This is a genomic window from Bacillus sp. SD088, assembly GCF_017355205.1.
Lineage (GTDB): Bacteria > Bacillota > Bacilli > Bacillales > Bacillaceae_C > Lederbergia.
This window is the reverse complement of sequence record NZ_JADIJK010000047.1, coordinates 1-24,945: the sequence shown is the minus strand read 5'-3', so window position 1 is coordinate 24,945 and position 24,945 is coordinate 1. Positions and strand designations below refer to the sequence as shown.

Genomic DNA, 24,945 nt, shown 5'->3' with positions numbered 1-24,945 from the left:
GATCAATGAATAGTACATCTCCACTGTCAATCGTATCCATGCCACTTAAGGCATAAAGCAAGGTTGATTTTCCAGAACCAGAAGGACCCATAACAGAGATAAACTCACCTTCATAAATGGTTATAGATACATCTTGTAAGACCTTGACCTTTTCCTTCACACCAGCAAAGGATTTATGAATATGCTGCCCATCAATTATTTTTTTCATGGTTTACTCCTTTACATTTTCTGCAATTGCTATGCTCCCGGCTTGATTTGTTCCAAGTTTTGTTGCTAGTAAAGTGATGAATAACATTAATAATGGACAACCCAAGTAGATGAGTGGGTGACTAACAAAGGTAAACGTATCTACACCAAAGGAAGAGATCGCCATTCCTGCGATTGATTCTCCAAAAGTATTGGCCAATATACTTCCGCCAGCAACGCCAATGATCAAAATGAAAATTCCGCGTGTCACATATTGCCTGGACAAGTCTTGATTGGTAAATCCGATCGCTTTTAACATCGCAATGGCAGAACGATCTTTAGCCACTAATAATTTCATAAACAAGAGACTAACTAATCCTGTAATAAATAAAGCTACAAGCAAAGCAACATATGCTGCTGTCTTGATGGAAGCCATAGTGGAACCGAATACTTGCTGTTTATGATTATGGTATGGGCATCCGTTACTTTTGCAAAAGGCAAAGCCTGCGACATTTCTGCAGTTTTAGCAGCTATCTGACTGGCGTCGTTAAGCTTAATATAATAGTTTAGCCACATCATTGGAGCCGTTTCATCCGTGAAGATTGCTTTGGCTGTTTTTCCCCCATTAAAAATATTGGAGTAAATTCCAGATACAACAAAGCTCTCGTCTCCGCTAGCTGTAATGATTTCAATCGTATCACCAACTTGTTTTTCAAGCTCAGCCGCATTCATGGAGGATAAAGCAATTTCAGTCGGCTGCTCTGATGCCTTTCCTGCACTGTATTCGATGGGAAATGCAGAATGGTCTCCAAGCTCAATGACTATTTTTTCTTCTGAACCGTCCTCTTTCCTTACTTTAAAAGATTTTGAGGTAATTTGAACATACTGATCAATAGCATCATCCTCATTAAAATAGTCTATGATTTGCTGCTCCTTCTCCACTGGTTCATCTGATGGATACATACTGACCAGCAGATCCATTTCTCCAAAACCCAAGTATTTCGTGAAGGTTGGGGACGATACAGTATGATACGTATTCCAAGGAACCATCATAATAAAGCAAGAAAGCAGCAGGACAATCAACATCGTGGTGTACAGCTTTTTCCGGGATAGTACATCCTTTATGCCTAAAAATATATTGGTTGGTAGTAACGTATTTTTGCTGAGCAAAAGATAGTTTTTACGGGCGGTTTTGTCCTCTGGACTGCCAGTACGGATTGCCGCAGACGCAGAGATTTTTTTAAAACGTCTTAATAAGAAATGTACATAGCAAATAACTAACAGAAAAACGATGATACTCCCAAAGATAGCTAGTAAAATACTCAAGTTACTATACTGACTTTCTCCCATATAAAGGCGAATATTCTCCAGTAAAGGATCACTAAAAGCAAAGGATATGAATAATCCAAGCAAACACCCCACAAAAGCAATCGATGCATATTTGGCCAGATAGATCTTCTTGATATCAGAAAGCCGTAAACCAATTGCCTTCATCGTTCCAATCTCGCGATAATCCTCCTCTATTTTTGTTAATAGCGTAAAACGAATGCACATAAAGGCTATCATCACAATGAGAAAGCCGACTAGTAGAATCATGGCAATCATAATGCCATCCGATAAACCATTGATTACTTTAAACAAATCGCCCGTTAAGGTTGGACCATTGGCTTCTAACCCTGCATCCGCATACGCCGTTACAAATTCATTGTTTTTGTTTGGATCATTCAACTGAAATTCAATTAAATATTCCAATGTGCCTTCTGATTCCAATTCCTGATAATCCTGTTCATGAATTAAAAAACGTTTTGAGGAAGCTAAGGGTGAATTCATTTGCCCATCTCTGAGGAAACCAGTAATCTTAAACTTTTTCTCGGCAATGATTGCCTCGTCACCAATTTTACCTAACCCATCCTTCATATAACCAATCGGCACATATAGTTCTCCTTTAGCTGGCTGGATCGGCTGGCCATCCAGATTTAACAGATAATCGAATGACGGACTTTGTGTAGAAAAGCCGTTGTCCTGAATATTGTCGGTTAAATTATTTTCACCTAATTGAATCTTTGAACTGGGAATGTTTAAGAAATTTAAAACCTGATAGGCTTTTACATTCTCATGTCCTATAGCAAAACGATCCAATCGTTCCTTATCAATATTCCCAGCATGCATTTGCAAGAAGTCTGGTACCTGGGCCTGCTTCATTAATGTAGTGATAGAGCCAGAAAGGTTAACAGTTAGTATAGCCACTAAGCTTACAAGTGCTGTTGCAGCAGTAATGAATAACATCGTCGTGATGCTAATTAGCTTATTCCTCAACAGGTCATTACGTATGATTCGATGATACATATCCTTGCCTCTATTCTTTTCTTAAAATTTTCATCAACTGCTCGCTAATCATCCCTTGCTCTGTTCCAAACATTCTTTCTGCGTTAAAGGCAAAAGCTGTCATCCTTTGCAATTGTTCCTCTTTCGTTAATTCAATCATCCCGTCGTCAAAGATCGTAGTGGCATACACCAACAGCATCTCCACACTTTCATAGGGATAGGCTGTCTGAAATATATTCTCTTCTATTCCATCCTCGATAATGCTTGTAAAAATTGGTGTGATTTCTGTAAATAACACCTTCTGAATCTTCTGATGCATAAGCGCGTTTTGCGGCTTATGAATATGTGTCATCAATTCTTCCGAGACAGCTCCACTCACATTTAATGAAGTAATGGCCATCAGTAATCGCTCAATCACAGGGATCTCCTTATTCCCTGCAATGGCTTGTGCCCCCTCGATTACTTTTTTATTATAACGATCGATAATTCCATCCATAATCGCTTCCTTGCTCTTAAAGTGGTAATACAGCGTGCCCCTGGCAATCCCAACCTTTTTCAAGATGTCATTCGTGCTTGTTCCGTCATAGCCCTGCTCATTAAATAAAGCTTCCGCCACATCTAAAATTTCATTTCTTCTTTCCTCTGCTTCTTTAACTACTCTCATCGATTTCACTCCTTGGGTTGTTTGGATTGTTCAGTCCTCTTTGACCGTCTGTCTGTCGGTTTAATGTTATAATCAAATTATAATGGAAAATTTTTAAATGTCTATTAGACTCTGGGCTTATTTTTTACTATAAAGTGGAACTTCAATCAGTGGGGGTTTTCTTTCATCCCCCACTGATTTCAGAGGATCAAAGGCTAAAATTACGACATCCTGCCGGCAGGCTCAAAGTACGACATCTTGTCGTTTCGCCCGCACTAGTACGGCCTGTACGTCGCGCGCCTTTGTGACCCACATCTTGTTGGCCTGAACCAATCGGGCTTTTACGGGCAGTGTATCCCCCACCTATGCTTCTCCGTATTCTCTAATGCCTTGAGGGTGGGGGTATTACTTCCCGTTAATACGGGATAAAGTGAAAGTTCAATCCAAAGAGGACATAGGAAGGCGCTATGTACCGAAAATCGTGGGGAACCATCGGAAAATGGCGCGTAGAATGCTCTATGCGCCGAATTTCAACGAGAATCTTCGAAAAATGGCGCGTAGAACGATCTATACACCGAATTTCAACGAGAAACATTGAAAAATGGTGCGTAGAACGCTCTATGCACCGAAATTCAACAAGAATCTACAAAAAAAGCGCGTAGAACGCTCTATGCACCTAATTTCAAAGGAATTCGCCGAAATTTGGTGCGTAGGGATACTAATTTTGAAGATCGAATACCATCAACCTTTCCATAATCGTTTTACATCAATTAATACATCATCCTTAAATTCTAGCCTATATATATATCTGGCTTGGAGGTGCTCAGTAAAAAGTCATATCCGTACTTCTTATCGAAAAAATTCATCATTAATGCCATGACTAGCCCATGCGTTCCGATGACAATTTTATGACCATTAAAACTGCTTAATATCTTTTGTAATTCCGCTACTGAACGTTCTTGACAATTTTTGACGGATTCTCCTCCAGGCAATGAGAAATTTGTGTCCGCAAACATCCTTTTAACAAGGGGATATAGTTCCTTATCTGGAATGATCCTATCTTCTGTTGAAAATATGCTCTCTTTAAGATTTTCGCGTATTTGTACTTTTTCACCACATACATTAGCCAAATTCTCTACCGTTAAAATGGCTCTACTGTATGGGCTTGAAATAAACGTGCAACACCTTCATCCTTTAATAATTCAGTTACCTTAAAGGCGTCAAGTGCCCCTTTCTCTGTTAGTCCGCGTGTTCTTTCGTTCCCTGTTATTTTAGGTGACTTCCCATGTCTAACCATGTAAATGTATGTGTTCGCGTTCATAAATCCCCCCTAATATCTATCTAGACTACCAAATAAATTATCTCTAGTATAATTGATTTTCAAGTCTATTAGTAAAAACTAATTTCTTCATAATCAATATCACTAACGTATTTCTCAATGGCCCCCTTTCTATTCATATCGATGCTTTGAATAAATTCAATAAAATGGGCCTGCCATTCATTTTCATGTTCCTTTTCCTTGCCATAGAGAGAGGATAAATCCGCTGAATCATTCCGTAATTCTTCATAGAACACCATTTTTATCAAAATAGCTAGTTCTACATCACCAAAGGTCTTAAACAGTGCTTCATATTCATCGTTCATTAAACAGTCGGTATTCAGCATATCGATATAATCATGAAGCGAGTGGAAATTTGTCCGAATTACATCCACCTTATCCGCTATCTTTTCACTATTCATAACTTTTTCGATGATTAACCGAAAGTGAGTATCACTCATTCTGTCGGCTGCTTTGAATGCCGTTACTATCGGCTTCGATTTCAATTCCCTTTCCACAATTACCACTGTTTCAAGGCGGTTATGTTCTACAACATTTTTAACCCTGTTTACAAGATTCATTCCACACTGGTTCAAATAATCAGTCATCTGTGGATCATTAAGATTGAAATGATGTTGCAATTGCTCCACGGCTTTTAAAATAATGGGCTGAACCTGCTGATCATCTAATCTCTCAAATAAATCTTCTAATTGTTTAAATTGATTGCTTGTAACTTTAATTTGACTCGGGTGTCCTCCAGATAAAACGGAAAAGATCGCATTATTTAAAACTAGCTCAAATATATTGAATAGTTCTATTCGATAGTCGAACCCACATATTCTCCCGTAATTAACCAAAACCGATTGAATATCATCTTTGTTATACAAGAGACAAAACTGGGTTTCCATTTTTAAATGAGTTAAATATTGCCTAAGATAATAAACACCCTGAATACTCAGATCATCAATCGCTAGCGGATAATCAATGCTTGCCATCGTATTATGTGCATCGAAAATGATACCATATTTCTTTAGAAACACAGGGATTGATTCATCAATCGTTAGATTATAAGCTTCTACGGCAACATCCAATTTATGATTGTAGATCTCTTTATAGAGCTGTTTTGTTTCCTCGAAACAGTGGCGGATCAAGTCTATTCCTTGGTCATATCCATTTTTCACATTACCGTTTTTTAAGACGTCGATTGCTTTTTCTGGATCGCTAAAATGGAGCAGATACGCATCTACAGCATATAGAACTGAAGATAATATACTGTCAGCTGTTTCAGATGTTACGGAAGAGCTTTCTCCTTGGGTATACCTTCTAATTAACTTCTCTAATATAGACATCAATTGCCTTTGTGTTCCGTATACATCCTCATTATTCAGCAAACCTACTCGTAATCCTTCATTTAAAATGGACAGTGTATACTGGTTTTGTAATAGACGAGCTTGATTTAACTTTCCTTGTGTCACTATAGAGTGATCATCGTATCGTTTTTCTGATTCCACTAGCGTTCATCCCTTTCAAGAAAAGACTTCCTGAATGAAGCTTCATTCCTAAATCTTTCCGCAAATTCTTCAAGCTTGCTCTTTAAAAGTTCCAAAGAGCCGTTGCAAACATCGTCAAAGTAATTCTTCATCACGGCAATCAATGGAGAGTCGCCAATCTTATCTTCCGTCTCATTTTTTAAGTAATAAAAGGTCTCTTGCAGCTCATATAAAGTGAATACATAGTTCTTATTATCAACATAAGGAGAGGAACAAAAAACCTCCGCTAACTCTTTGGTTACATCAACACTTAACTCCACTCGACCATAGCTATGAAGAACTTGATTTCTAGCAACTATGATATTTTTTATTTCATCACGGGTTAACTCAAGCCCAAATTCTTTTGTTTTTTGATTCACCTTTACGATTTCATCCGTATATTTATCCAGCATCGAAGAATTTAGCACATGTAACATTTTGGGCGAAAACATATACAGTTCCTCCTAAAAATTTTTTAAAAAACCATTGACTTTTTATTGTAAAAGTGTTATAATAAAATTATGTATACTTTTTTTGTAGGGGTGTATATTTTAAGTCTTTCTTCATTAATTGTCAATAATATTTCTCATCTTAAAAATTCGGAATAGTCAAAAATAAAAAAGCGCAGATTAATTTCTGTGCTTTTCTTATTCTACATTGTATATAAATGGTCTGGATTTAACACCCGGTACTTTCTATATACTGCTCAATAAATCCTCTATACTCATCAGTTAATCCAGCCGGCAAATTATTTATTGAAAAATACTGCATTTTTTCTGACTCACTATAATCAACTGCCAAATCTCCACTAACATCTCTTGTATAATAAACAGCAGTTACCGCATACAATTCGTCGCCATTTTCAACTTTGAAGTAATGTTCAGAACCAGAAAACACATTTAGTAACTGTAAGTTTTGCACGACTAATCCTGTTTCTTCATACACCTCTCTTTTTGCTACTTCCTCAAAACTTTCTCCTAAATCCATTAAACCACCTGGCAATCCCCAATATCCATCGAGTCGTCGTTTTTGCAGTAAAATTTCATTTTTTTCATTCAAAATGATCACAACAGAACCAGGCAAAATAATGGGTCTATGTCCTACATACTGTCTCAAGTATTAATAGTACTCCATTATTACACCTCTCCTTAGAATATGCGATATCCCATCGGAAGTCTCAGTGTCTAACAATCAGAATAAATGCCATATGATTTTTTATTAAAATGCTCTTATCTTCTTTTCAGAATAAGAGCACCTACCCCCTGCAATCCAAATAAGACCTATTAATGATCCTGCTTACCTGACCTGTTTTTTAAACTCTCTATCCTTAAACCTAGTACCCAAAACAAAACCAATAGATAATTTTCAACCGCTCCAATCAAACTGATAGTTTTACTTCCATCCTCAATAAATCCTAGAAGATGATTAGTTCCAAATCCTAATCCTCCAACAATCAGAGATATTACGACAATCTGTAAAAAGTAATAGTCGTATTTCAAATTTACTCCAATTAAAATGGGCAAGATTGCTAGGTTCCAAAATCCAATTTCTCTCTGCCATCCCGTTGCGATCCCATATTCTGAATTGGCACCCATTATTTCTGGAAAAAACAACTGCATGATTGCAGCACCTGTCATAGCAACAATTAAAATGATAAACATAATGCGCAGTAGTTTATTCATAATGTTTCCTTTCCAATACTTCTACTGGTAATCATCGAAGCCAATTCTCTAAATGCTTCGTCAAAGCTAATAATTTCATCGCCATCAGCAATGGAAAGCAATAATATCGAAACTAATCCTTGAAAAACAGATTTACTAATGACTAAATCATCTGCAATCGAGTTATAAACTTTTTCCCATATCAGTTTTTTCTGAGAAGAAATTTGATTTTTCCCTTCAGCCGACAGCTTGTTTAGCATGGAACTAAACTCGTTTCCTGTAATTTCAGTAATCCATGGGTATTCTTTTGCCATACTCCTCAAATAAAGCAAAACATCAAAAAGAAAAACAGAACTACTAGAGCTCGATCGTTTAATTTGCTCAATTTGTTTTTCTATTACTATGAGAATTTCCAGCACTACTTCAAGAAATAATTGCTCCTTATTATCGAAGAAAAAGTAAAACGTGCCCTTCGCAATATTAGCTTTTTTCACTAAGCTGTCAACGCTAATTTTAGAAGCTTCTCCATCATTAATTAAGTATTTTTTGTACTCATCCAGTATAGTTTTTCTAATCTTTTCTTTGTCTAAATCACTGAATTTCTTCGGCATAGTTTCTCCTTTAATGACTATTTTTTTTTTTAGTCATTTAAAGGTAACACAAAAGCAATAGTTTAACAATCTTAACGACTGTTATATAAAATTAGTCATTAAGATTAGCATCCTTTCTTTACACTTGGATAGAAAATGGAGCAAAAGAGACTCCTACTGAATTAGCAAATATATGTATAGAATTTCTAAAAAAAAGAGTATTATAATGAACTCCACTGATGCTTAGCGAGGCTTCTCAAGGCAGTACATCCGTTATTCCCCACTTAGACTAGACTTCTTTGAAATCTCCTAGTCCTTGAAGCAGGGGGCTTACGGACGGTTGGACCGGGATAAAAGGAAATAAAGATTTAATCCTTTTTAATCAAATATTCTGGTCCAGTATATTCAGAAAGAGGCCTAAAAATCCGATTGTTTTCTGCTTGTTCAAGAACATGTGCACTCCAACCGGCTACTCTGCTTGCAGTAAATGTTGGTGTGTATAGTATTTCAGGCAGATCGATTGCTTTGAATACAGCGGCTGCATAAAACTCGACATTTGTATAAAGTCTTCGTCCAGGTTTATATTCTTCAAGCAGACGAAGAGCTGTATCTTCAACATGCCTTGCCAGTACAAACCAATCATCATCACCCGATAAACTTTCAGTTACATCTCTTAACGCCTCGGCTCGGGGATCATTGGTTTTATAAACACGATGTCCGAATCCCATCAGCTTTTCTTTTTTGTCTAGTTTTTCCCTCAGCCAACTTTCAGCATTTTCTATTGTCCCTATGCTGTTTAGCATCGCCATAACACCAGTTGGTGCACCGCCATGTAACGGTCCCTTCATTGCACCAATGGCCCCGGAAGCTGCAGAGAACAAATCAGATTCAGTAGAAGCAATCACCCTTGATGTGAAAGTCGCGGCATTCATGCCATGTTCTGCTGTAAGTACAAAATAAGCATTCATAACCCTTATATGTGCAGCTTTCGGCTTTTTACCGGTAAGCATATACAGGTAATTGGCAACATGATCCAAACGATGATTCGGAGGAACAAATTCTAAATGGTGTAAAGATCTATAGCGATAAGCAAGTATAGTTGGTATCACAGCCGTTATGCTGATTGCCTCTTCTAATGTTGGCGGCCATTCCGGTTTCGCTTTTAATGAAGATATGCATGTTCTTAAAACAGCCATCATCTCCATATTCTCTGGTAGTTCATCGATAATATGAATAATGTGCACAGGTAACTCTCTTGCTTTTTGAAGTTGTTTTTTCAAGCTTTCTAATTCACTTTGTCCGGGTAACCTTCCATACCAAAGCAAATAGACAATTTCTTCAAATGTATGTTTACGAGCTAATTCGTCTGCATGATATCCACAAAAAATCAAGCGACCATTCTCTCCATCTACAGAACTCAATTTGGTTCGCACTGCTGTGACACCTTCAAGTCCAGGCCAAAAATCCATAAAACCCCTCCACTTTTACTGTTTGTTTATATCATAAACGAGATATATAATAATGAATATTAGTTATTTATTCATCAAATGATTAATAATCATAATCAATCAAGGGATGGTAATATGGATATTAATTGGCTACGTACCTTTATTACAGCAGCTGAAAATGAAAATTTCAGAAAAACTGCAGAAAAGCTGTATATGGCACAACCAACCGTAACAGCACATATTAAACAACTTGAAAGAGATGTAGGCACACAATTTTTTAGGCGAGCTGGACGTAATATAGTTCTTACAGAAGCTGGACATCGATTCTTGCCCCATGCTCGACTAATATTGTCCTCCTATGATCGTGGCACACACGACTTATTAGCTTGGGAACAAGGCTATAAAAGAAAATTGTCCATTGCTGTTTCTCCATTGTTAGCCGCCTCAATTCTCCCGTATTTTATTAGACAATTCATGGAACAACATATGGAGGTTGAGGTAATCGTGCAAGTAAAAGAATCAAAGGAAATTAGCGAAATGGTTGAAAAGGGAGAAGCAGATCTTGGGCTGCTTCAGATGAAGCCCGTGCAAAGCTCATTATATGTGCAGAAAATAAAAGAAGATGATGTAATCTGTGTATGTCCACATGATGGAGGCGATTTAGAAAGCAGCCCGCCAATCGACATTCATGATCTATTTGAAAATCAAACATTGTTCACTTATAATCATCCAGAATACTGGGACGACCTATTAAGTGCGATTCACGCAAAGCATCACAAGATACGTACAATGGTTGTGACACAGGTACATATTACGAAAAGATTTATTGAGGAGGGGTTGGGCTTTTCTTTTCTTCCAAAAATATCACTGCATCGAGAGCTAATGGAAGGGCGGTTGCTAGAGGTAAAAACACCTGGATTGCAGCTTCCAAAGGCATCTACTTATATGATTATTCGTGAGGATACAGAAGAAAATAGATTGTTTCAAGCTTTTCTCAGAGAATATTTTTCATATTGATCTATTCAGAACAGTAAAATTTAAATAATAGGGCAGTGTATCCCCCCACCTCCGCCCTTGAGGTGGAAGTATCACTGCCCATTAATGCGAGATAAAGGAATTTTCATTATCATTTCCACACCTTTTTGGGAGGAATTCCTTTCAATACTAAATTCTCCTTTATGTGCTTTCATAATTCTGGAGACCATCGGCAATCCCAAACCATGCCTCTGCTTGACTCCGTCTGCTCTTTTTGAAGCATAAGGTAAGAAGGTGATCTGAGAAATAACTTCTTCGGGTATCCCTATCCCATCATCTCGAACAATGATGCAATACATTGAATGGTCTTCTGATCGTTTCGTTTCTAGAACGATATTGCATCCTTGAGGATTGTGGGTAACACTATTTTGTATCAGATTAGTGAGTGCACGCGATAGTAATTTCTCGTCCCCTGTAATAAGTCCCTCCTCATTGGAAATTTGCAGTTCAACCGTATATTTCTCTTCCAGACCTCCGTTCAAAAATTCCGCTGCTACCTTTCGAATGATCACAGAAGGTCGCAATTCTTTTAAATCTAGCGGCTGCATTTCATACTCTAGCATGGAAATTAAGTTTAGATCATTTACAAGTTCTCGGATTTTTTCAGTACGACGTCTAATGATGGAAGCCTGTTCCTTTTGTTCTGCTGGCATTTGCTGATTATCTTCCATTTCACTTGCATAACCGAGGATAATCGATAATGGAGTTCTAATATCATGAGAAATACCAGCAATCCAGTTAGCCCTTGCTTCATCCCTTTCTTCTAATGCTTGCTTATTTTCTTGAATCTTGGAAGAAGTAGTGTTAATGCTTGTTGCTACATCTCTAAATATCCCATTCGTGCTTAAATTCACTTTTTTCTCTCTGCTTAAATCATGAATGCCGCTAATTAATGGACGAATGCCTTTAATGACCCTTGTACTTAAAATAAAAGAAATAAGGATAGCCATTGCAATATTAATAGCAAGTAAAATGACGATTCTTACTGGAGTAGAGCGTGCCCCTTCTGACCAAAATTGAATTTGGTATTTCCATAAGCTAGCTTTCGGATAGCCAACTACTAATAATCCATCTTGTTGCTCCCAAGTATATACTGGATAATCATTTAAATAATACCTTGAAAATTTTGCGATATCCACAAGGCTATAAGAACGCGGAACGTCCTCTGGTAGATCAAACTCCCATATTACTTTTCCATCATGATTTACTAACATCGCCCATGCATTATTATTCTCAAGAAACATCTGACCATGTTTTCGTAAGGCATATTCACCATTTTGTATTACTAAATCCTCTGTTAAACCTTCCATTATCTTTTTTGGCGAAGGGGTATTACTAAGTTCATCACTAAATATCAAGGTGAAAAGAAGGATAAAATTGACGATAATGAGCAGAAAAGCAATGAATACAGTGATCATTAAATAACGACGGATTATTCGAATTACACCAGCCATGTAAAATCATTCCTCTTCTGCGATCAATTTGTATCCGAGTCCTCTTACGGTTAATAAAAATTTAGGCTTTGAAGGATCTGCTTCAATTTTTTCTCTAACTCTTCTTATATGAACCATCAATGTGTTCTCATAACCAAAATTATCATCGCCCCATAGAAATTGGCACAAAGAATCAATGGTTACAATTCTGCCTTTATTTTCATAAAGCTTTATTAATATAGCATGTTCTTTCGCTGTTAACTGTAATGTTCCATCATCCCTTTGTACAACAGCACTTTCCAAATCAATCGTTACTTCTCCTAATTGAAATTTGGAAATCAGTTTTGTTTCTTGAGGAGCATACACCCGTTTTAAAACTGCAGAAAGGCGTAAAACAAGCTCTCGCGGAAGAAAAGGCTTCACGATATAGTCATCTGCTCCCAAACCTAGGCCAAGGATTCGATCTTCTCCCTCATCACGAGCAGTTAGAAATATCACCGGTAAATCACTAAATTTCCTTATAGACGATAACAAAGTGAAGCCATCTTCGTCAGGTAACATCACATCCAATATCGCGATATCTGGTTGAACAGAATGTAATGTTTCGATTGCTGTTTTATAATCTTCAGCTGGATATACGAATGAGAATCCATGCTTTCGCAATATCGCCTCAATCATTACTCTTATTTCCTCTTCATCTTCAACAAGTAATATTTTCTTATCTTTTAAATTACTCATAGGCGACCCCCCTCCGTTTTTAAATTATATTTAGAACATAACATAACCTGAACTCAGAATTCATATATATATATGCTAGAAGGAGATACATCACTTTTTTATCCCGCATTAACTGGCTGTAAAACCCCCACTTCAAGAATTCGTGGAAAACCTAGAATTGTAAGTGGGGGATCAACAGCCAGTAAAAGCCCGATCTGTTCAACTACCAATCAGTGGGGGATGAAAGAAAACCCCCACTGATTGAAGTTTCACTTTATTCCAAGTATGGTTGCACTGCGTCAGGTAATTCTTCCAAGCTTACTTCTTCCCAATAGGTCACGCCTCGAAGTTTTGTACGATAAAGCTGTATATAGGCACCCTCTCTAAGTTGATAGCTTGCAGAAAACTCTATCTCTTTTTCCTTTGCGTCTTCGTCATATGCCAGCACTTCATAATTATACCGACCACTATCTCCTTCCGTTCCTTCCCCATTAATGACTGTATAATAGATCTTTTTCCCTTTAGGGTTATCTGGTGAAAGCTTATCAGCTGAGCATCCTCCTACAAATATTAGTAAACCAACAATCAATAATAGGCATTTCCATAAATTAATTTTCATATAAGAACCTCCTCGGATAAATTAGGATGAAACAATATCTTTTGTTTTCAATTGGTGGATCGATATCATGGAAAATAGTAAAATAAATAAACTAGTCATTCCCCAAAACAAGATATTTTGCATCCCTGCCAAACTATCTTGACTAAGTACACTTAAGCCAATCGTTAGCAAAGAAAATGGAAAAAGCACACCTATATGTGAGACATACATCAATAAACCAAAAAAGACGGCACACAGGCTGATTCCTATCGGGGTAGCAAAACTACGGAATCGAAGCGAAAGCCCCAATTGAAAAGCGATAATAGATAACGAAGCAAACCAGCCTCTTAATGTCCACGCAATTATTTCTATAGGTAACGAACCTTGCAGGGATAGTATAGTTCCTGCGATCCAATATAATCCGACAAAGACAAGTTGAGCAAATAAGATTAACATGCTCACGATCACAAACTTTGTAACGTATATACTGGCAATAGAGACAGGGACTGACATCACCATGTTCCAATTTTGATTCGTGTGTTCCAAACGACAGATATAAGCACAGCAGATCGCAATCAGAATTGGCAGGAAAAACTCCCCATAGAAAAGACCAACCTGACTCCAAAGGCTATGCCAGCCACCTTCCAACACCTCTTGATTCATATAAAAATTTGCACTCCCAATCATTAGACTTAAGATAGGTAAGATCGCTATAACTAAAATAATCTTAGAGTTTTTTAATTTTAGCCATTCAGCAGATAAACTCTGTATCATTATTGCTCCTCCTCTTTAAATTTCAAGTCTGTTTAAATGGCTTCTGCCCAAAAGATAAAAAATAACTAGCATAGCTAAAGCAGAGACGATTAAGGGAATATTTAGACTTTCCTGAGCATAACCTGCTCCCAGTGATTCACTATACGAATAGGAAACAGGATTTAAATCTAAATAATAGGCCCAGATGAAAAAGTGTCTGATGGAAGAAGGAAACATAGCAGCCGTCATACCGATAAACCCACCTACCATACCTAAGCAAAGAGCGAAGGCCTGATTCTTAATAGCTAGAGAAATCCATTGTTGGATAGCTGTAATAACCATTGTCGTTATAAATGCCCCAGCTAAAAATGGAATAAGTAAATGAAGTGGAAAGCTTCCTGAAAAGTTATTTAGATTTCCAAAAAGAAAAATGAACATCGTCTGGACGATAAGAACAAACAGTAATAGACTATTTGCACAAATATACTTGGCAGAAAATAATGTACTTCGCTTTATATTTGTAGTTGCAAGCATTTTCCAAGTATTCCCTTTATGTTCCATATCACAGATACGAGATACAACAATCGCAGAAAGAATGGGGAGAAAAAGGCCATTCATACTTGATACAACATATATAATAGATTCCCAGCTTGCATCTTCTGGATTACTAGCGATGGAACGTGTGACAGACATAAATACCCAAGCCATCTCTACCATCAGAAAAAGGATCATCATTAGCCAGATTTTTTTCCGACGTATCTTAAAAAATTCTAATTGTAGCATTATAGACTCTTCTCCTTCCCAGTTAATTCTAGGAATATATCCTCTAGACTCAGTTTCTTCTCTCCAATACGCGTTACCATAATATCGTTGTCTATCAATAATTTATTAATCTTGGCCACTTCTTGATCTCCATTATTCTCAAACGTTATTCTTGAGGCTTCTTGAGACAATTGGCAGCCATGACTTTCAAGCAATTGCTGTGCACCTATATTGTCCTCCGTTTTTAAACGGATGGTGCTACGGCTTTTTTTCCTCAAGTCATCCATACTTCCTTGATAAAGCAAATTCCCTTCATTTATAATCCCGACAGATGTCGCCATTAGCTCTATTTCTGAAAGTAGATGACTGGATAGCAAAACCGTTATTCCATAGCGAGATGGTAATGATTTGATAAGCTCACGCATCTCACCGATACCTGCTGGATCAAGACCATTTGTTGGCTCATCCAAAATTAATAATTTTGGAAAGGAGAGCAATGACATCGCCATTCCTAACCGCTGTTTCATACCTAAAGAGTATTGGTTTACTTTCTTATCCTTTTGCTTGTCTAGCCTGACAATCCGAAGGGCTTCATCCACATTCTTCATAGGAACATTTCTAAGCCGTTTTATAACGAGCATGTTCTCTAATCCCGTTAAATGTCCATAATAAGAGGGGGATTCAACTAATGAACCCGTATTTTGTAAAATTGCTGACCGAGATTTACGAAGATTTTTTCCAAATACCTGAATGTCTCCTTCTGATGGCTTAATTAGACCTAATAACATTTTTATCGTTGTTGTTTTACCTGCACCATTTGGCCCTAAAAAACCATAAATTTCGCCTTCTGGTACATAAAGATCAACCTTATTTACACTTTTAACAGTGCCATGCATTTTGGTTAAATTTTTTGTCTTTACTATAATTGGCTTATTCATCATGTCATTTTCCTCCATATAATTATGATTAACATAAGTATAAAAAGGGAACCTTGCACCCTCCTGAAAGCTACCTGAAGATTACCTTAAGAAATGAATAATAGGAGCCATTCATTTTACCTGGGATAAGCGAAAGTGTATTTTTAGTGTTTTATTAATCGAAATTAGCCAATCAGCCTCATCTTAAACAGTCAATTTTTATAGATAATAAAAAAAAGGTTCCATTTTTGGACTGATGGGCCCAAATGGAACACTGACGTTACTCCTTTTTCTTTTTTTCAATTTTCCTAAATCCCATATAAATTAAGATGATACAAATCACGAGTCCAAGGATTGCAGGGACAAAAATCGATTTCCCGGCTTCTCCACCAAACATCACACTCCAAATCATCTTTGCTATAGCAATGAAAACAATAACAGATAATCCAAACCATAGACTTCGTTTCCAAAATGCTGCTGCTAAAGCAGTAAGTGATATAGGTACAAGTGATGACATGAGGACTTTGGCAAATCCCCAATCACCACTTAAATATTCCTTTTCCATTTCTAAAAATCGCTTTGCCTGTTCACTTATCGAATCAGGCTTCGGGAACCAGAACATACTTGTTAATAACAAGAATAGAGTTCCTAAAAGGCCCGCCCAACTTCTTTTGTATGCAAAGTAGCAAAATGGTAGAAAGAACAAGGGCCTTAAATACCAGCTTAATTGGTTCTGATGCCGCTCATAAGCCCACTCGAAAAAGTTTTTATTCGTAAATGCTAACACAAGAAGTAATAAAGTAAGACCTGCAAAAATTACAGCAAGAGATTTATCATACTTTTTTCGTTCTCTTGTCATGCTATTCACCCTTCTCACATATCAAATCATATTTTAGTTATTTCTTTATTTACTTGGGATCACCAAATCATCTGGCCTACCTTGTCGTGAAAATTTATTCCACCTGAAGACCAGGGAACATAAAGCTAAAAGCGTTACAGCTCCCGCAAGAGCTGACATTGCAAACAAACTTCCATTTTCTTCATCAAATAGTAATAACATTCCCAGATTTATCAATGTATGAAAAGAAACCGCTAATATAAGATGATTCCCTTTTGCTCTATTTAACACCTCACCGAGAAATACTGACATGGAAACAGTCGATAAAATAAATAAACCTGCAAACATGAAACCTTCAGAAAAAATACCAACATGCCAAATCCCCCATAACAAACCGACAAGCATCGAGGCATTAAGCAGTCTTAAACGGGTATGTAGGAAAGGTTGAAGAAAGCAGCGCCAGCCAAACTCTTCACCCGCAGCCCCGATAAATTGTGCAATGATGATCAACCAAAATGGATTCGACAAATCAGCAGGATGAACAAAACCCACGGAAACGCCCCATATTCGATACCAGCCGACCGCTATTGCAAACACGAATACTATTGATGCAAAAACAATCAGCAGACGACGGAGATTATTTGAATTAAAACGAAATCCGAATGTAATTTGAAAGGAATCCCCTCTAAACAGCAGCATAACAATCACAACACCGAGCGTTGGACCAAACTGCGTCAGCTGAATGACCTCGGTTGGGATGGTTGTACTAGGTTGTATAAGACCAAAAAGTCCTGCAGCAAATAAAGTGACAATGTAATAGACTATTACGATGATAATCATTTTTGATCTTTTTATTTTATTGCTCATTCATTTTCCCCTGCCCTTTTTCCACAAAATGGCTATTATAGCTCTTAAAATACAGATTTTTCAAAAAGTTAAATTTAATTAGATCGCCCCTAATGCTACTTGATCATTCTTTAAAACTTTTTTGTTTCATTTAGTCTAATTTCTTAACAAATAGCACTCTATCTTGATTGGGGCCGTCATAATCTGCAAAAACAGAAACTCCTTCCACTTCTTTATTTCCTTTTTCAATTTCAAATCCCATCTTGAGGTGATAAGCAATTGAGACTTTATTGACAGGGGATGTTACACAACGGACACTGTGTCTATCATTCTCTTTCACTACCTTAAAAAATTCATGATATAGTTTCTTTCCAATATTATTGTTTCGATAGTTAGGATGAACTCCGACAAAGTGAATATAAGCTTCATCAGAATAGGATTGAGATAGAAAGCCTATCAAAAAACCAACAATCTCACCATCGTTCTCAGCTATATAACTAGTCCGATTGAAATGATTAAAAAATAGCTTGGGCAACATATCAGCCATTTGCCTGCCTCCCCACCACTTGTTAATTAATGGTGAAATAGCATGATAATCTGAACTTTTCACTAAACGAATCCTCATTTAAAATCCCTCCCGAAATAAAGTGTGAATATGTAATCTTCATGTTGATTTTCCCAACATTTTTTTGGAACGTCACAGATGTCAAAGGAGCAAATGCCCCTACGTTCATCATAAGGAACAGCTCTCTCATTTTTCTTTCTTATTCCTTACAAATTTCTTACATGCTTTTCAATCTTTAAGAGAGATCCAAGCGAACAACTTCTTTTATGTAGAATGTATCGATACAACACATCTAGAGGCTGAGCCAAAAGTGTTTTCACTCAAGATAAAACCGAAGTAGAATAGAGATACTTACTTTTACGATCCTTTGTAAAATATTTGTCCATTTTTTAATCCGGGTTACGTTTTTCAACAGGCCGATGCCCAAGGAAAGTGTAGCTAAGTATAAAACAGCAAGAATAGGTATGCCTAATAATTTTTCAAATTGTATGTCCTTTTCTGTGACGAAAGTCTCTTCGTTCTTCATATACCCAGAAATCTTATCCCCTACATGAATGATTCAAATTATTCTTTGGTAACCGAGCTTGGCCGTTCTGAATTTGGAACAAGTATTTCAAAACGAGGATATAGATACAGTCCTTTTTTGCTATATTTTAGTTCAACGGTCTCTTCAGCTGGTTTATCTTTAATAGTTTCGTTGAAATTGATATAAAGCCAGGTGAATCCATACGTCATGGCAATGAATATCAAGATAACGAGGATATTTTTAAAAGTAACTGGTATTGCTCGCATATTTCAACTTCCTCCTGGTGCGCTCAAAAATATCGTGTTCATTATAACACACGAGCTTTTCGGTGTAAGTACACATCTGATTTGGCTCCCTCAATACTTTCATGCTTTATCCTTAAGAAGTATTTTCAACTTCACAATGTTCGCTGTCCATACTTTTCCACCATCCCTTCATATAAATTGAAGTAAAGACTATACTCGCAGCAGAATATCATTGAATAATATTAGACGTTATTATATTATGTTTATAATTAATAAAATGAAATTGGAGGTTGTCCAATAAATGTCCTATGAAAATTACTTTTGGGATGCTACAGTCGAAGAACTTTCAACTGGCTATGCTTTTGATAAAAATAACGACAGCTATGTATGTCTGCTATGCAACGAACATTTTGAGGACGGAATCATCTATCCGGTGGACGGAACATTATACGAAGCAAAAAAAGCTGTCATCCAGCATGTAGAACAGATTCATGGTTCTTTGTTTAATCATTTCATTCATCTTGATAAGAAATACACCGGGTTGACAGACCATCAAAAAAATTTACTTACACTTTTTCATCAAGGATTAAGTGATAAAGAAATTGTAAAAGAACAAAATGGCGGGAGCCCTTCTACTATCCGGAGCCATCGATTTAATTTAAAGGAAAAAGAAAAACGTGCAAAAGTATTTCTTACATTAATGAATCTATTAAATAAAGAATCACATCAGGAAAAAGATCATAAGTTTATTCACTTTCATAAGGGGGCAAAAATGGTGGACGATCGTTATGCAATAACAGAGGCAGAGAAAGAGAAAATTTTATCAACTTATTTCAAAGAAGGATTAGAAGGGCCGTTAGATACATTTCCAAGTAAGGAAAAAAGAAAATTGATTGTCCTGCAAAACATAATGATGCATTTTGAAGTAAATAAGGTCTATACGGAAAAAGAAATAAATCACATACTAAAACCGATTTACAGTGATTTTGCTACTATTAGAAGATATTTAATTGAGTACGGATTTATGAAACGCAGTAAGGATGGGACGGAGTATTGGGTATGAGCGAAAATAATGCCCTACTTAATAACATCAAATTTCAATTTAGTATCTCTAAACAACTGCTGGAATATCATCTTGCTACTCTGGAACAAGAAGAATATAGATGGTGTTCACCAAACGCTGGACTCTATATTCAAGAAAAAGCTGGAAAGTGGCATGCCGATTTGCCTGATTCTGAAGCTTATCATATTGGAACGCCTAGTATCGCCTGGACATTATGGCATATCACTTTCTGGTGGGAAATGGTATTGGATCACTCATTCGGTGAAGGAACACTAACAAAAGAGGAAATCAAGGTTAACGAACATGTTGAGTCAGTAAAAAATGCCATCCATTTGCTTATGGAAAAATGGGAAAATATCTTGGACAACTTAAAAGAAGAAGATCTCTATAGCACAGCCTACAGTAAATTCCCATTCAACAACGAAGTAGAACTCCATCAATTGGCTTCGTGGTTAAATCTTGAATTAATGAAAAACACTGGTGAGATTGGTTATGTTCGTTTTGAATACGCTTCTATAAAAAATAAGTCTTTCTAACCATCAATGGGGGTTCTCTATCCCCTACTGGTCGTCAGCAAGACTTATCGGGTAGGGCGCTCAAATAACGCATATTGAAACAAGCATCATTCATAACATATAATATAGAGCATTTTTTCATAAGGAGGAAATAATGAGCGATAACAAAAATAATCCTCAACAAGGAAGACGTATTCCTGTTCGAGATACAGCGGCAGCAACAGGAAACAAGCCTGCTCGTCAGCGACATAAGCAATCGGCCAATCCAGAATCATTATATTCACAAACAGTTGGCAAGAACGGCCCCATACTTGAGCAAGATAATATTCTGCATGAATCACTGGAAACACTGGTTCACGAGAAAATCGTGGAACGCCCTCTACATGTGAAAGGTTATGGTGCTTTTGGCTATTTCGAGACATTGAAAAGTATGAGCAAATATACCAAGCTTCCCTTTCTTCAGCAGCCTGGTACAACAGTCCCTGTCGCTGTCCGTTTTTCGCTCGGGGCGAGCAATAAAGGCACCCCGGATACATTGCGCAATGTACGGGGATTTTCAACAAAGTTCTATACAGACGCGGGTATCTTCGACCTTATTTGCAACCATATCCCCATCTTTTCGTTGCGCGATCCAAGGCGTTTTTCAGAAAGTGTTGAAGCAATGGCGCCCTCACCAAGGAATAACTTGATGGATCCGGAACGACTTTGGAAATTTGTCGCCACTACCCCAGAATCCACCCATTTTTTCCTCCGACTCTTTTCCGATCACGGTACGGTCAAAAGCCTGCGGCACATTCCTGGCCACAGTGTCAGTACGTACGTATGGCGAAATTCAGCTGGGAAACGCCATTACATTAAATACCTTTGGGTTCCATTTGATGGGGTGGAATATACTACAAGTGAGGAGGCAGAGAAGCTTGCAGCAATCAGCCCCGATTATGCTGGAGAAGATCTTTTCAAAACGATCGCCAATGGGGAAACAGTAGAATACGGGCTGTACGTACAAATTATGGATCCAAAGGATGCAGAAAAGCTGCCATTCGATCCCCTTGATGACACCAAAGTGTGGGATGAAGAGATGTACCCTTTCCATCCTGTCGGGAAGATGGCGCTCAATCGCAACCCTGAAAACTACATGGAGCAAGTAGAGAAGATTTCATTCTCACCTTCAAACTTATTGGATGGAGCAGAATTGTCCGATGATAAGATCATACAAGGACGGGCGAATATATATTGGGATTCTCAGCGTTATCGTATCGGTCCACAATTCCGTAAGGTGCCGGTGAATACACAAGAGCATTGGCGACCAGACGATTTGCAGACAAGTGGGGAAGGTAGATTTGCAGAAGGGAAACTCGTGCGTTCAGATATAGAAAAGCAAGATGATTTTTCACAAGCAGGAGATTTCTATCGATCATTATCGCAAACAGGGAAGTCTCATCTTGTCTCGAATCTTGTCACCGCATTGACAGGAATACGTCGGGATTTACAGGACAAGGCGATCGAGTATTTTACCCTTGCTTCCCGTGAGCTCGGCGAACGTGTATCGGACGGCTTACGAGAGTAGATGATCGAAGCAAATAACCTGGGAGAAAGCAAAGGGCACTTTGCCTTTCTCCCAGGTTATTTGCTCTTGAGGCACAAGGATCATGTCATCCAGTCAATCCTGAAAGGTTTCACTTAATTTACCCGGCACTTTTTCGTTTGTCAGCCCTCTTCTTGCTCTCTGCCAGTGTGTTATCCATATCATTCCCCCTAAATAAACCTTATAATTAGACTATGATCGTTTGCATTAGAGGATAAACTAACGAAAAAGAAAGGGCAGTGGAAATGGGAATTTTTGATGCACATTTTCATATTATTGATTTTGATTTTCCAATTATCGAAAATCAGGGCTATTTGCCACCTAGCTATGTTGTAAAAGATTATCAACAAGAAACTGCTGATTTGAATGTATTAGGTGGAGCGATTGTATCTGGGTCCTTCCAAGGATTTGACCAGGATTATTTGTTAAAGACTCTTAAACAAATGGGCCCAACATTTTGTGGCGTGACGCAATTACCCTTCACGGCAACGGACGAAGAGATTATAAATTTAAACGAAAATGGGGTAAAAGCATTACGTTTTAATATAAAACGAGGGGGTTCAGAAGATTTATCAAAGCTCGATTACTTTGCTAGAAGAGTTTATGATTTAGTAGGATGGCATAGCGAGCTTTATATTGATGCAAAAGAATTACCCGAAATTGCATCAACGATTGAAAAGTTACCAGCAATATCAATTGACCATTTAGGATTATCTGAAAAAGGTTTACCGCATTTATTAAAGTTGGTCGATAAAGGAGTGCGAGTTAAAGCCACTGGTTTTGGTCGTGTGGAATTGAATATCGAGAATGCATTAAAATCAATTATTGATATTACCCCAGACGCTCTTATGTTTGGAACAGATTTGCCATCTACAAGGTCGAAAAGACATTTTGAGTATGCGGACATTGAAGTGATTCAGAAGCTATTTGATAAAAAAACTACTGATAAAATTTTATATACGAATGCATTAAAATGGTATTTTAAGTAGTTCAGTTTCGATTAGAATTGCTATTTATTTTCATAAAATTTAATAATGGATAAAGCCGCCGACACAATTTCATTCGAAAGCTCCTTTGGCGAAATCAGCTTAATTTTATTAGCAAATCCTAATATGAATTCGATAGCCTCTTGCTTATCATTAAATCTTAAAGTAGCGGGTACCCAATTATCTTTATTTGGATTTTCTGCTTTTATACATTGAACAAATTTACCTGTAAAATTAATTCTTTTAATAATGGACTGATGTATTTCTACTTGCACATCAAATTCGGGTAATTTTTCTATAAAATCTATCTTGGATTGTTCCCAGTATGCCGCCAAATTAAAATTAGCTGGCCTTATAAAAGTTTCATTTTCAATTTTTGCAGTGTGTATACGTGAAACCCTGTAATTACGTAACTCTCCATTTCTGGATGCTACAAGATACCAGCGATTTCCTTTCGCTACCAATCCTAATGGTTTAACCAGCCGTTCTTTTCGTTCTCCATTCGCCTGTTCATACTCGAATGTCAGTTTTTTGCTTTCCCAAACTGCCTGCTGGACTGTTTTAAGAGCATGAATGCTTTCCTTAGTTTGTCGCCAAGTACCTGAGTCGATATGAATTCTTTCCCAACTCACTTGTGCCTCTTCTTGAAACGTTTCTGGGATGGAGGCGAATAATTTTTGTCTCGTATCCAATGTTTGGTTATTAAATCCTAAGTCTTTCAGCAATTCTCCCGAAGGGAAAAGAAAGAGCGATTTGATGTCGCCAGTGTTCAATCCACTTAAATGAGTGCGAAAATTATCTAACAGAAGCCACCCTCCGTCTTTCCCCCGATCCGAAATAACCGGTATCCCCGCATGACTTAAAGCATCCATATCTCTTAGAATTGTTCTTTCTGAAACCTCAAGTTCAGTTGCCAACTCTCTAGCTGTCATTTTTCCTCTATTTTGTAGCAATATCATTATGTTGAGTAATCGATCAGCCCGCATAATCTCGCAACCTTCCTTTCAAAATACAAATTTACTTTTATATGACAAGAGATGTCATATAAATAGTTTATACTTTATCTATAGAAACGGAAAGGAGAATGGTTGATGACAGATAGCCGGAAAGTGGTATTGTTCATTGCAGTAAGTTTAGACGGGTATATTGCGACAAAAGAGGAGTCACTTGAGTGGTTGTTTAAAGTCGAGGGAGAAGGAGATAATGGCATTTCTGAGTTTTTAAACACGATTGATACCATTTTAATGGGTAAAACAACGTACGACTGGATTATGGAACATGAGGGTGACAATAGCTGGCCATATGCTGATAAAGATTGTTACGTATTCACCAGGTCTTCAATTGCTAATACGCAACAGGTGAAATTTATTAGCCCCAATATTCCAGACTTTGTAAATGAATTAAAAAAACAGGCAGGGAAAAATATTTGGATGGTTGGAGGAGGAGAATTACTATCTTCCTTCCTAAAAGAGAATGCTGTTGATGAGTTCATCATAACTGTCGCACCAACGCTCATTGGAAGCGGGATTCCTTTGTTTAAGAACGGAGATTATCACTTAGAATTGTCATTAAAAAAGACAAGGAAATTCAACCAATTTGTAGAATTGCATTATACTGTAAAAAAGTAAAGCACTTGATAAAGTGGAAATTCTTACTCCTACTGATTTCTGAAGATCAAGGGTTATCTTACAAAAAAGGGTGACAGCACAACTGCGCGCTGTTACCCCTTTTTTGCTTTTTTCATGAAAACGGGCACGGTCAACCGGCTCGCCGTTACCTTTTTTTCACTTTTCCACGAAAACGGGCACAGCCACACTACTCGCCGTCACCCTTTTTCCGCTTTTCCACGAAAACGGGCACA

General features: G+C 37.4%; 27 protein-coding genes and 1 pseudogene. 6 read left to right on the top strand and 22 right to left on the bottom strand.

The window, feature by feature from the left end; genetic code table 11:
- The 11 genes and pseudogenes from IPU53_RS23975 to IPU53_RS23930 all read right to left on the bottom strand — a co-directional run.
- Positions 1-208: ATP-binding cassette domain-containing protein (locus tag IPU53_RS23975; protein WP_207453900.1), on the bottom strand; the 208-nt coding region annotated here is incomplete at its 3' end.
- Positions 209-211: 3 nt separating this feature from the next.
- On the bottom strand, positions 212-622 hold the full coding sequence (locus IPU53_RS25515) for an FtsX-like permease family protein (protein ID WP_313886556.1): 411 nt from the start codon (positions 620-622) through the stop codon (positions 212-214).
- A complete protein-coding gene (locus tag IPU53_RS23970; RefSeq protein ID WP_313886555.1) occupies positions 580-2,532 on the bottom strand; it encodes an ABC transporter permease in 1,953 nt (650 codons plus the stop codon). The genes IPU53_RS25515 and IPU53_RS23970 overlap by 43 nt, the downstream gene beginning before the upstream one ends.
- 10 nt (positions 2,533-2,542) lie before the next feature.
- A complete protein-coding gene (locus IPU53_RS23965) occupies positions 2,543-3,175 on the bottom strand; it encodes a TetR/AcrR family transcriptional regulator (protein ID WP_207453896.1) in 633 nt (210 codons plus the stop codon).
- 720 nt (positions 3,176-3,895) lie between these two features.
- Positions 3,896-4,451: pseudogene (locus IPU53_RS23960) on the bottom strand (histidine phosphatase family protein).
- Between the two features lie 92 nt (positions 4,452-4,543).
- A complete protein-coding gene (locus tag IPU53_RS23955) occupies positions 4,544-5,983 on the bottom strand; it encodes a DUF6179 domain-containing protein (RefSeq protein ID WP_207453895.1) in 1,440 nt (479 codons plus the stop codon).
- Complete coding sequence (locus IPU53_RS23950) at positions 5,983-6,453, bottom strand: DUF6323 family protein (RefSeq protein ID WP_207453893.1); 471 nt, start codon at positions 6,451-6,453, stop codon at positions 5,983-5,985. Before IPU53_RS23950 ends, IPU53_RS23955 begins: the two co-directional genes overlap by 1 nt.
- A 226-nt stretch (positions 6,454-6,679) precedes the next feature.
- Positions 6,680-7,117 carry an NUDIX hydrolase gene (locus IPU53_RS23945; RefSeq protein WP_242698543.1) on the bottom strand — a complete coding sequence of 146 codons (438 nt, stop codon included), beginning with the start codon at positions 7,115-7,117 and terminating at the stop codon, positions 6,680-6,682.
- A 167-nt stretch (positions 7,118-7,284) separates the two neighbouring features.
- Positions 7,285-7,683, bottom strand: a complete 399-nt coding sequence (locus IPU53_RS23940; protein ID WP_242698542.1) for a hypothetical protein — start codon at positions 7,681-7,683, stop codon at positions 7,285-7,287.
- Complete coding sequence (locus IPU53_RS23935; RefSeq protein WP_207453891.1) at positions 7,680-8,273, bottom strand: TetR/AcrR family transcriptional regulator; 594 nt, start codon at positions 8,271-8,273, stop codon at positions 7,680-7,682. Before IPU53_RS23935 ends, IPU53_RS23940 begins: the two co-directional genes overlap by 4 nt.
- Before the next feature lie 347 nt (positions 8,274-8,620).
- On the bottom strand, positions 8,621-9,721 hold the full coding sequence (locus IPU53_RS23930) for a citrate synthase/methylcitrate synthase (protein WP_207453889.1): 1,101 nt from the start codon (positions 9,719-9,721) through the stop codon (positions 8,621-8,623).
- Positions 9,722-9,835: 114 nt separating this feature from the next.
- Here IPU53_RS23930 and IPU53_RS23925 point away from each other — a divergent pair, with 114 nt between their 5' ends.
- Positions 9,836-10,717, top strand: a complete 882-nt coding sequence (locus IPU53_RS23925) for a LysR family transcriptional regulator (RefSeq protein ID WP_207453887.1) — start codon at positions 9,836-9,838, stop codon at positions 10,715-10,717.
- 71 nt (positions 10,718-10,788) lie between these two features.
- Here the strand turns inward: IPU53_RS23925 and IPU53_RS23920 are convergent, their stop codons facing one another.
- The 10 genes from IPU53_RS23920 to IPU53_RS23875 form a co-directional block, all read right to left on the bottom strand.
- Positions 10,789-12,189: a sensor histidine kinase gene (locus IPU53_RS23920; protein WP_207453885.1), complete on the bottom strand. Its 1,401-nt coding sequence runs from the start codon at positions 12,187-12,189 to the stop codon at positions 10,789-10,791.
- A 6-nt stretch (positions 12,190-12,195) separates the two neighbouring features.
- Entirely contained in the window at positions 12,196-12,906 is a 711-nt protein-coding gene (locus tag IPU53_RS23915) for a response regulator transcription factor (protein ID WP_207453883.1), read from the bottom strand.
- Positions 12,907-13,159: 253 nt separating this feature from the next.
- Positions 13,160-13,504: a YxeA family protein gene (locus IPU53_RS23910; protein ID WP_207453881.1), complete on the bottom strand. Its 345-nt coding sequence runs from the start codon at positions 13,502-13,504 to the stop codon at positions 13,160-13,162.
- A gap of 21 nt (positions 13,505-13,525) precedes the next feature.
- Entirely contained in the window at positions 13,526-14,257 is a 732-nt protein-coding gene (locus IPU53_RS23905) for an ABC transporter permease (RefSeq protein WP_207453879.1), read from the bottom strand.
- 15 nt (positions 14,258-14,272) lie between these two features.
- A complete protein-coding gene (locus tag IPU53_RS23900; RefSeq protein WP_207453877.1) occupies positions 14,273-15,019 on the bottom strand; it encodes an ABC transporter permease in 747 nt (248 codons plus the stop codon).
- Entirely contained in the window at positions 15,019-15,936 is a 918-nt protein-coding gene (locus IPU53_RS23895; protein WP_207453904.1) for an ABC transporter ATP-binding protein, read from the bottom strand. Before IPU53_RS23895 ends, IPU53_RS23900 begins: the two co-directional genes overlap by 1 nt.
- A gap of 259 nt (positions 15,937-16,195) precedes the next feature.
- Complete coding sequence (locus IPU53_RS23890) at positions 16,196-16,774, bottom strand: hypothetical protein (RefSeq protein WP_242698541.1); 579 nt, start codon at positions 16,772-16,774, stop codon at positions 16,196-16,198.
- A gap of 45 nt (positions 16,775-16,819) precedes the next feature.
- Positions 16,820-17,620 (bottom strand): CPBP family intramembrane glutamic endopeptidase, encoded by an 801-nt coding sequence (locus tag IPU53_RS23885; RefSeq protein ID WP_207453873.1) that lies wholly within the window; start codon positions 17,618-17,620, stop codon positions 16,820-16,822.
- A 130-nt stretch (positions 17,621-17,750) separates the two neighbouring features.
- The gene (locus IPU53_RS23880; RefSeq protein WP_207453872.1) at positions 17,751-18,224 is read right to left on the bottom strand and encodes a GNAT family N-acetyltransferase; all 474 of its coding nucleotides are present in this window, start codon (positions 18,222-18,224) and stop codon (positions 17,751-17,753) included.
- 504 nt (positions 18,225-18,728) lie between these two features.
- Positions 18,729-18,956, bottom strand: a complete 228-nt coding sequence (locus IPU53_RS23875; RefSeq protein WP_207453871.1) for a hypothetical protein — start codon at positions 18,954-18,956, stop codon at positions 18,729-18,731.
- A gap of 280 nt (positions 18,957-19,236) precedes the next feature.
- Here IPU53_RS23875 and IPU53_RS23870 point away from each other — a divergent pair, with 280 nt between their 5' ends.
- The 4 genes from IPU53_RS23870 to IPU53_RS23855 all read left to right on the top strand — a co-directional run bounded on the left by IPU53_RS23870 (position 19,237) and on the right by IPU53_RS23855 (position 23,087).
- A complete protein-coding gene (locus tag IPU53_RS23870; protein WP_207453869.1) occupies positions 19,237-19,998 on the top strand; it encodes a DUF2087 domain-containing protein in 762 nt (253 codons plus the stop codon).
- The gene (locus tag IPU53_RS23865) at positions 19,995-20,534 is read left to right on the top strand and encodes a DinB family protein (protein WP_207453867.1); all 540 of its coding nucleotides are present in this window, start codon (positions 19,995-19,997) and stop codon (positions 20,532-20,534) included. The genes IPU53_RS23870 and IPU53_RS23865 overlap by 4 nt, the downstream gene beginning before the upstream one ends.
- A 133-nt stretch (positions 20,535-20,667) precedes the next feature.
- Positions 20,668-22,080 (top strand): catalase, encoded by a 1,413-nt coding sequence (locus IPU53_RS23860; protein ID WP_207453864.1) that lies wholly within the window; start codon positions 20,668-20,670, stop codon positions 22,078-22,080.
- A gap of 263 nt (positions 22,081-22,343) precedes the next feature.
- The gene (locus tag IPU53_RS23855; RefSeq protein WP_207453862.1) at positions 22,344-23,087 is read left to right on the top strand and encodes an amidohydrolase family protein; all 744 of its coding nucleotides are present in this window, start codon (positions 22,344-22,346) and stop codon (positions 23,085-23,087) included.
- A 20-nt stretch (positions 23,088-23,107) separates the two neighbouring features.
- On the opposite strand, the gene IPU53_RS23850 is transcribed toward IPU53_RS23855, so the two are convergent.
- Positions 23,108-24,070 (bottom strand): helix-turn-helix transcriptional regulator, encoded by a 963-nt coding sequence (locus tag IPU53_RS23850; RefSeq protein WP_207453860.1) that lies wholly within the window; start codon positions 24,068-24,070, stop codon positions 23,108-23,110.
- A gap of 105 nt (positions 24,071-24,175) precedes the next feature.
- On the opposite strand from IPU53_RS23850, the gene IPU53_RS23845 reads away from it, so the two are divergent.
- A complete protein-coding gene (locus IPU53_RS23845) occupies positions 24,176-24,712 on the top strand; it encodes a dihydrofolate reductase family protein (RefSeq protein WP_207453859.1) in 537 nt (178 codons plus the stop codon).
- Positions 24,713-24,945 lie beyond the last annotated feature (233 nt).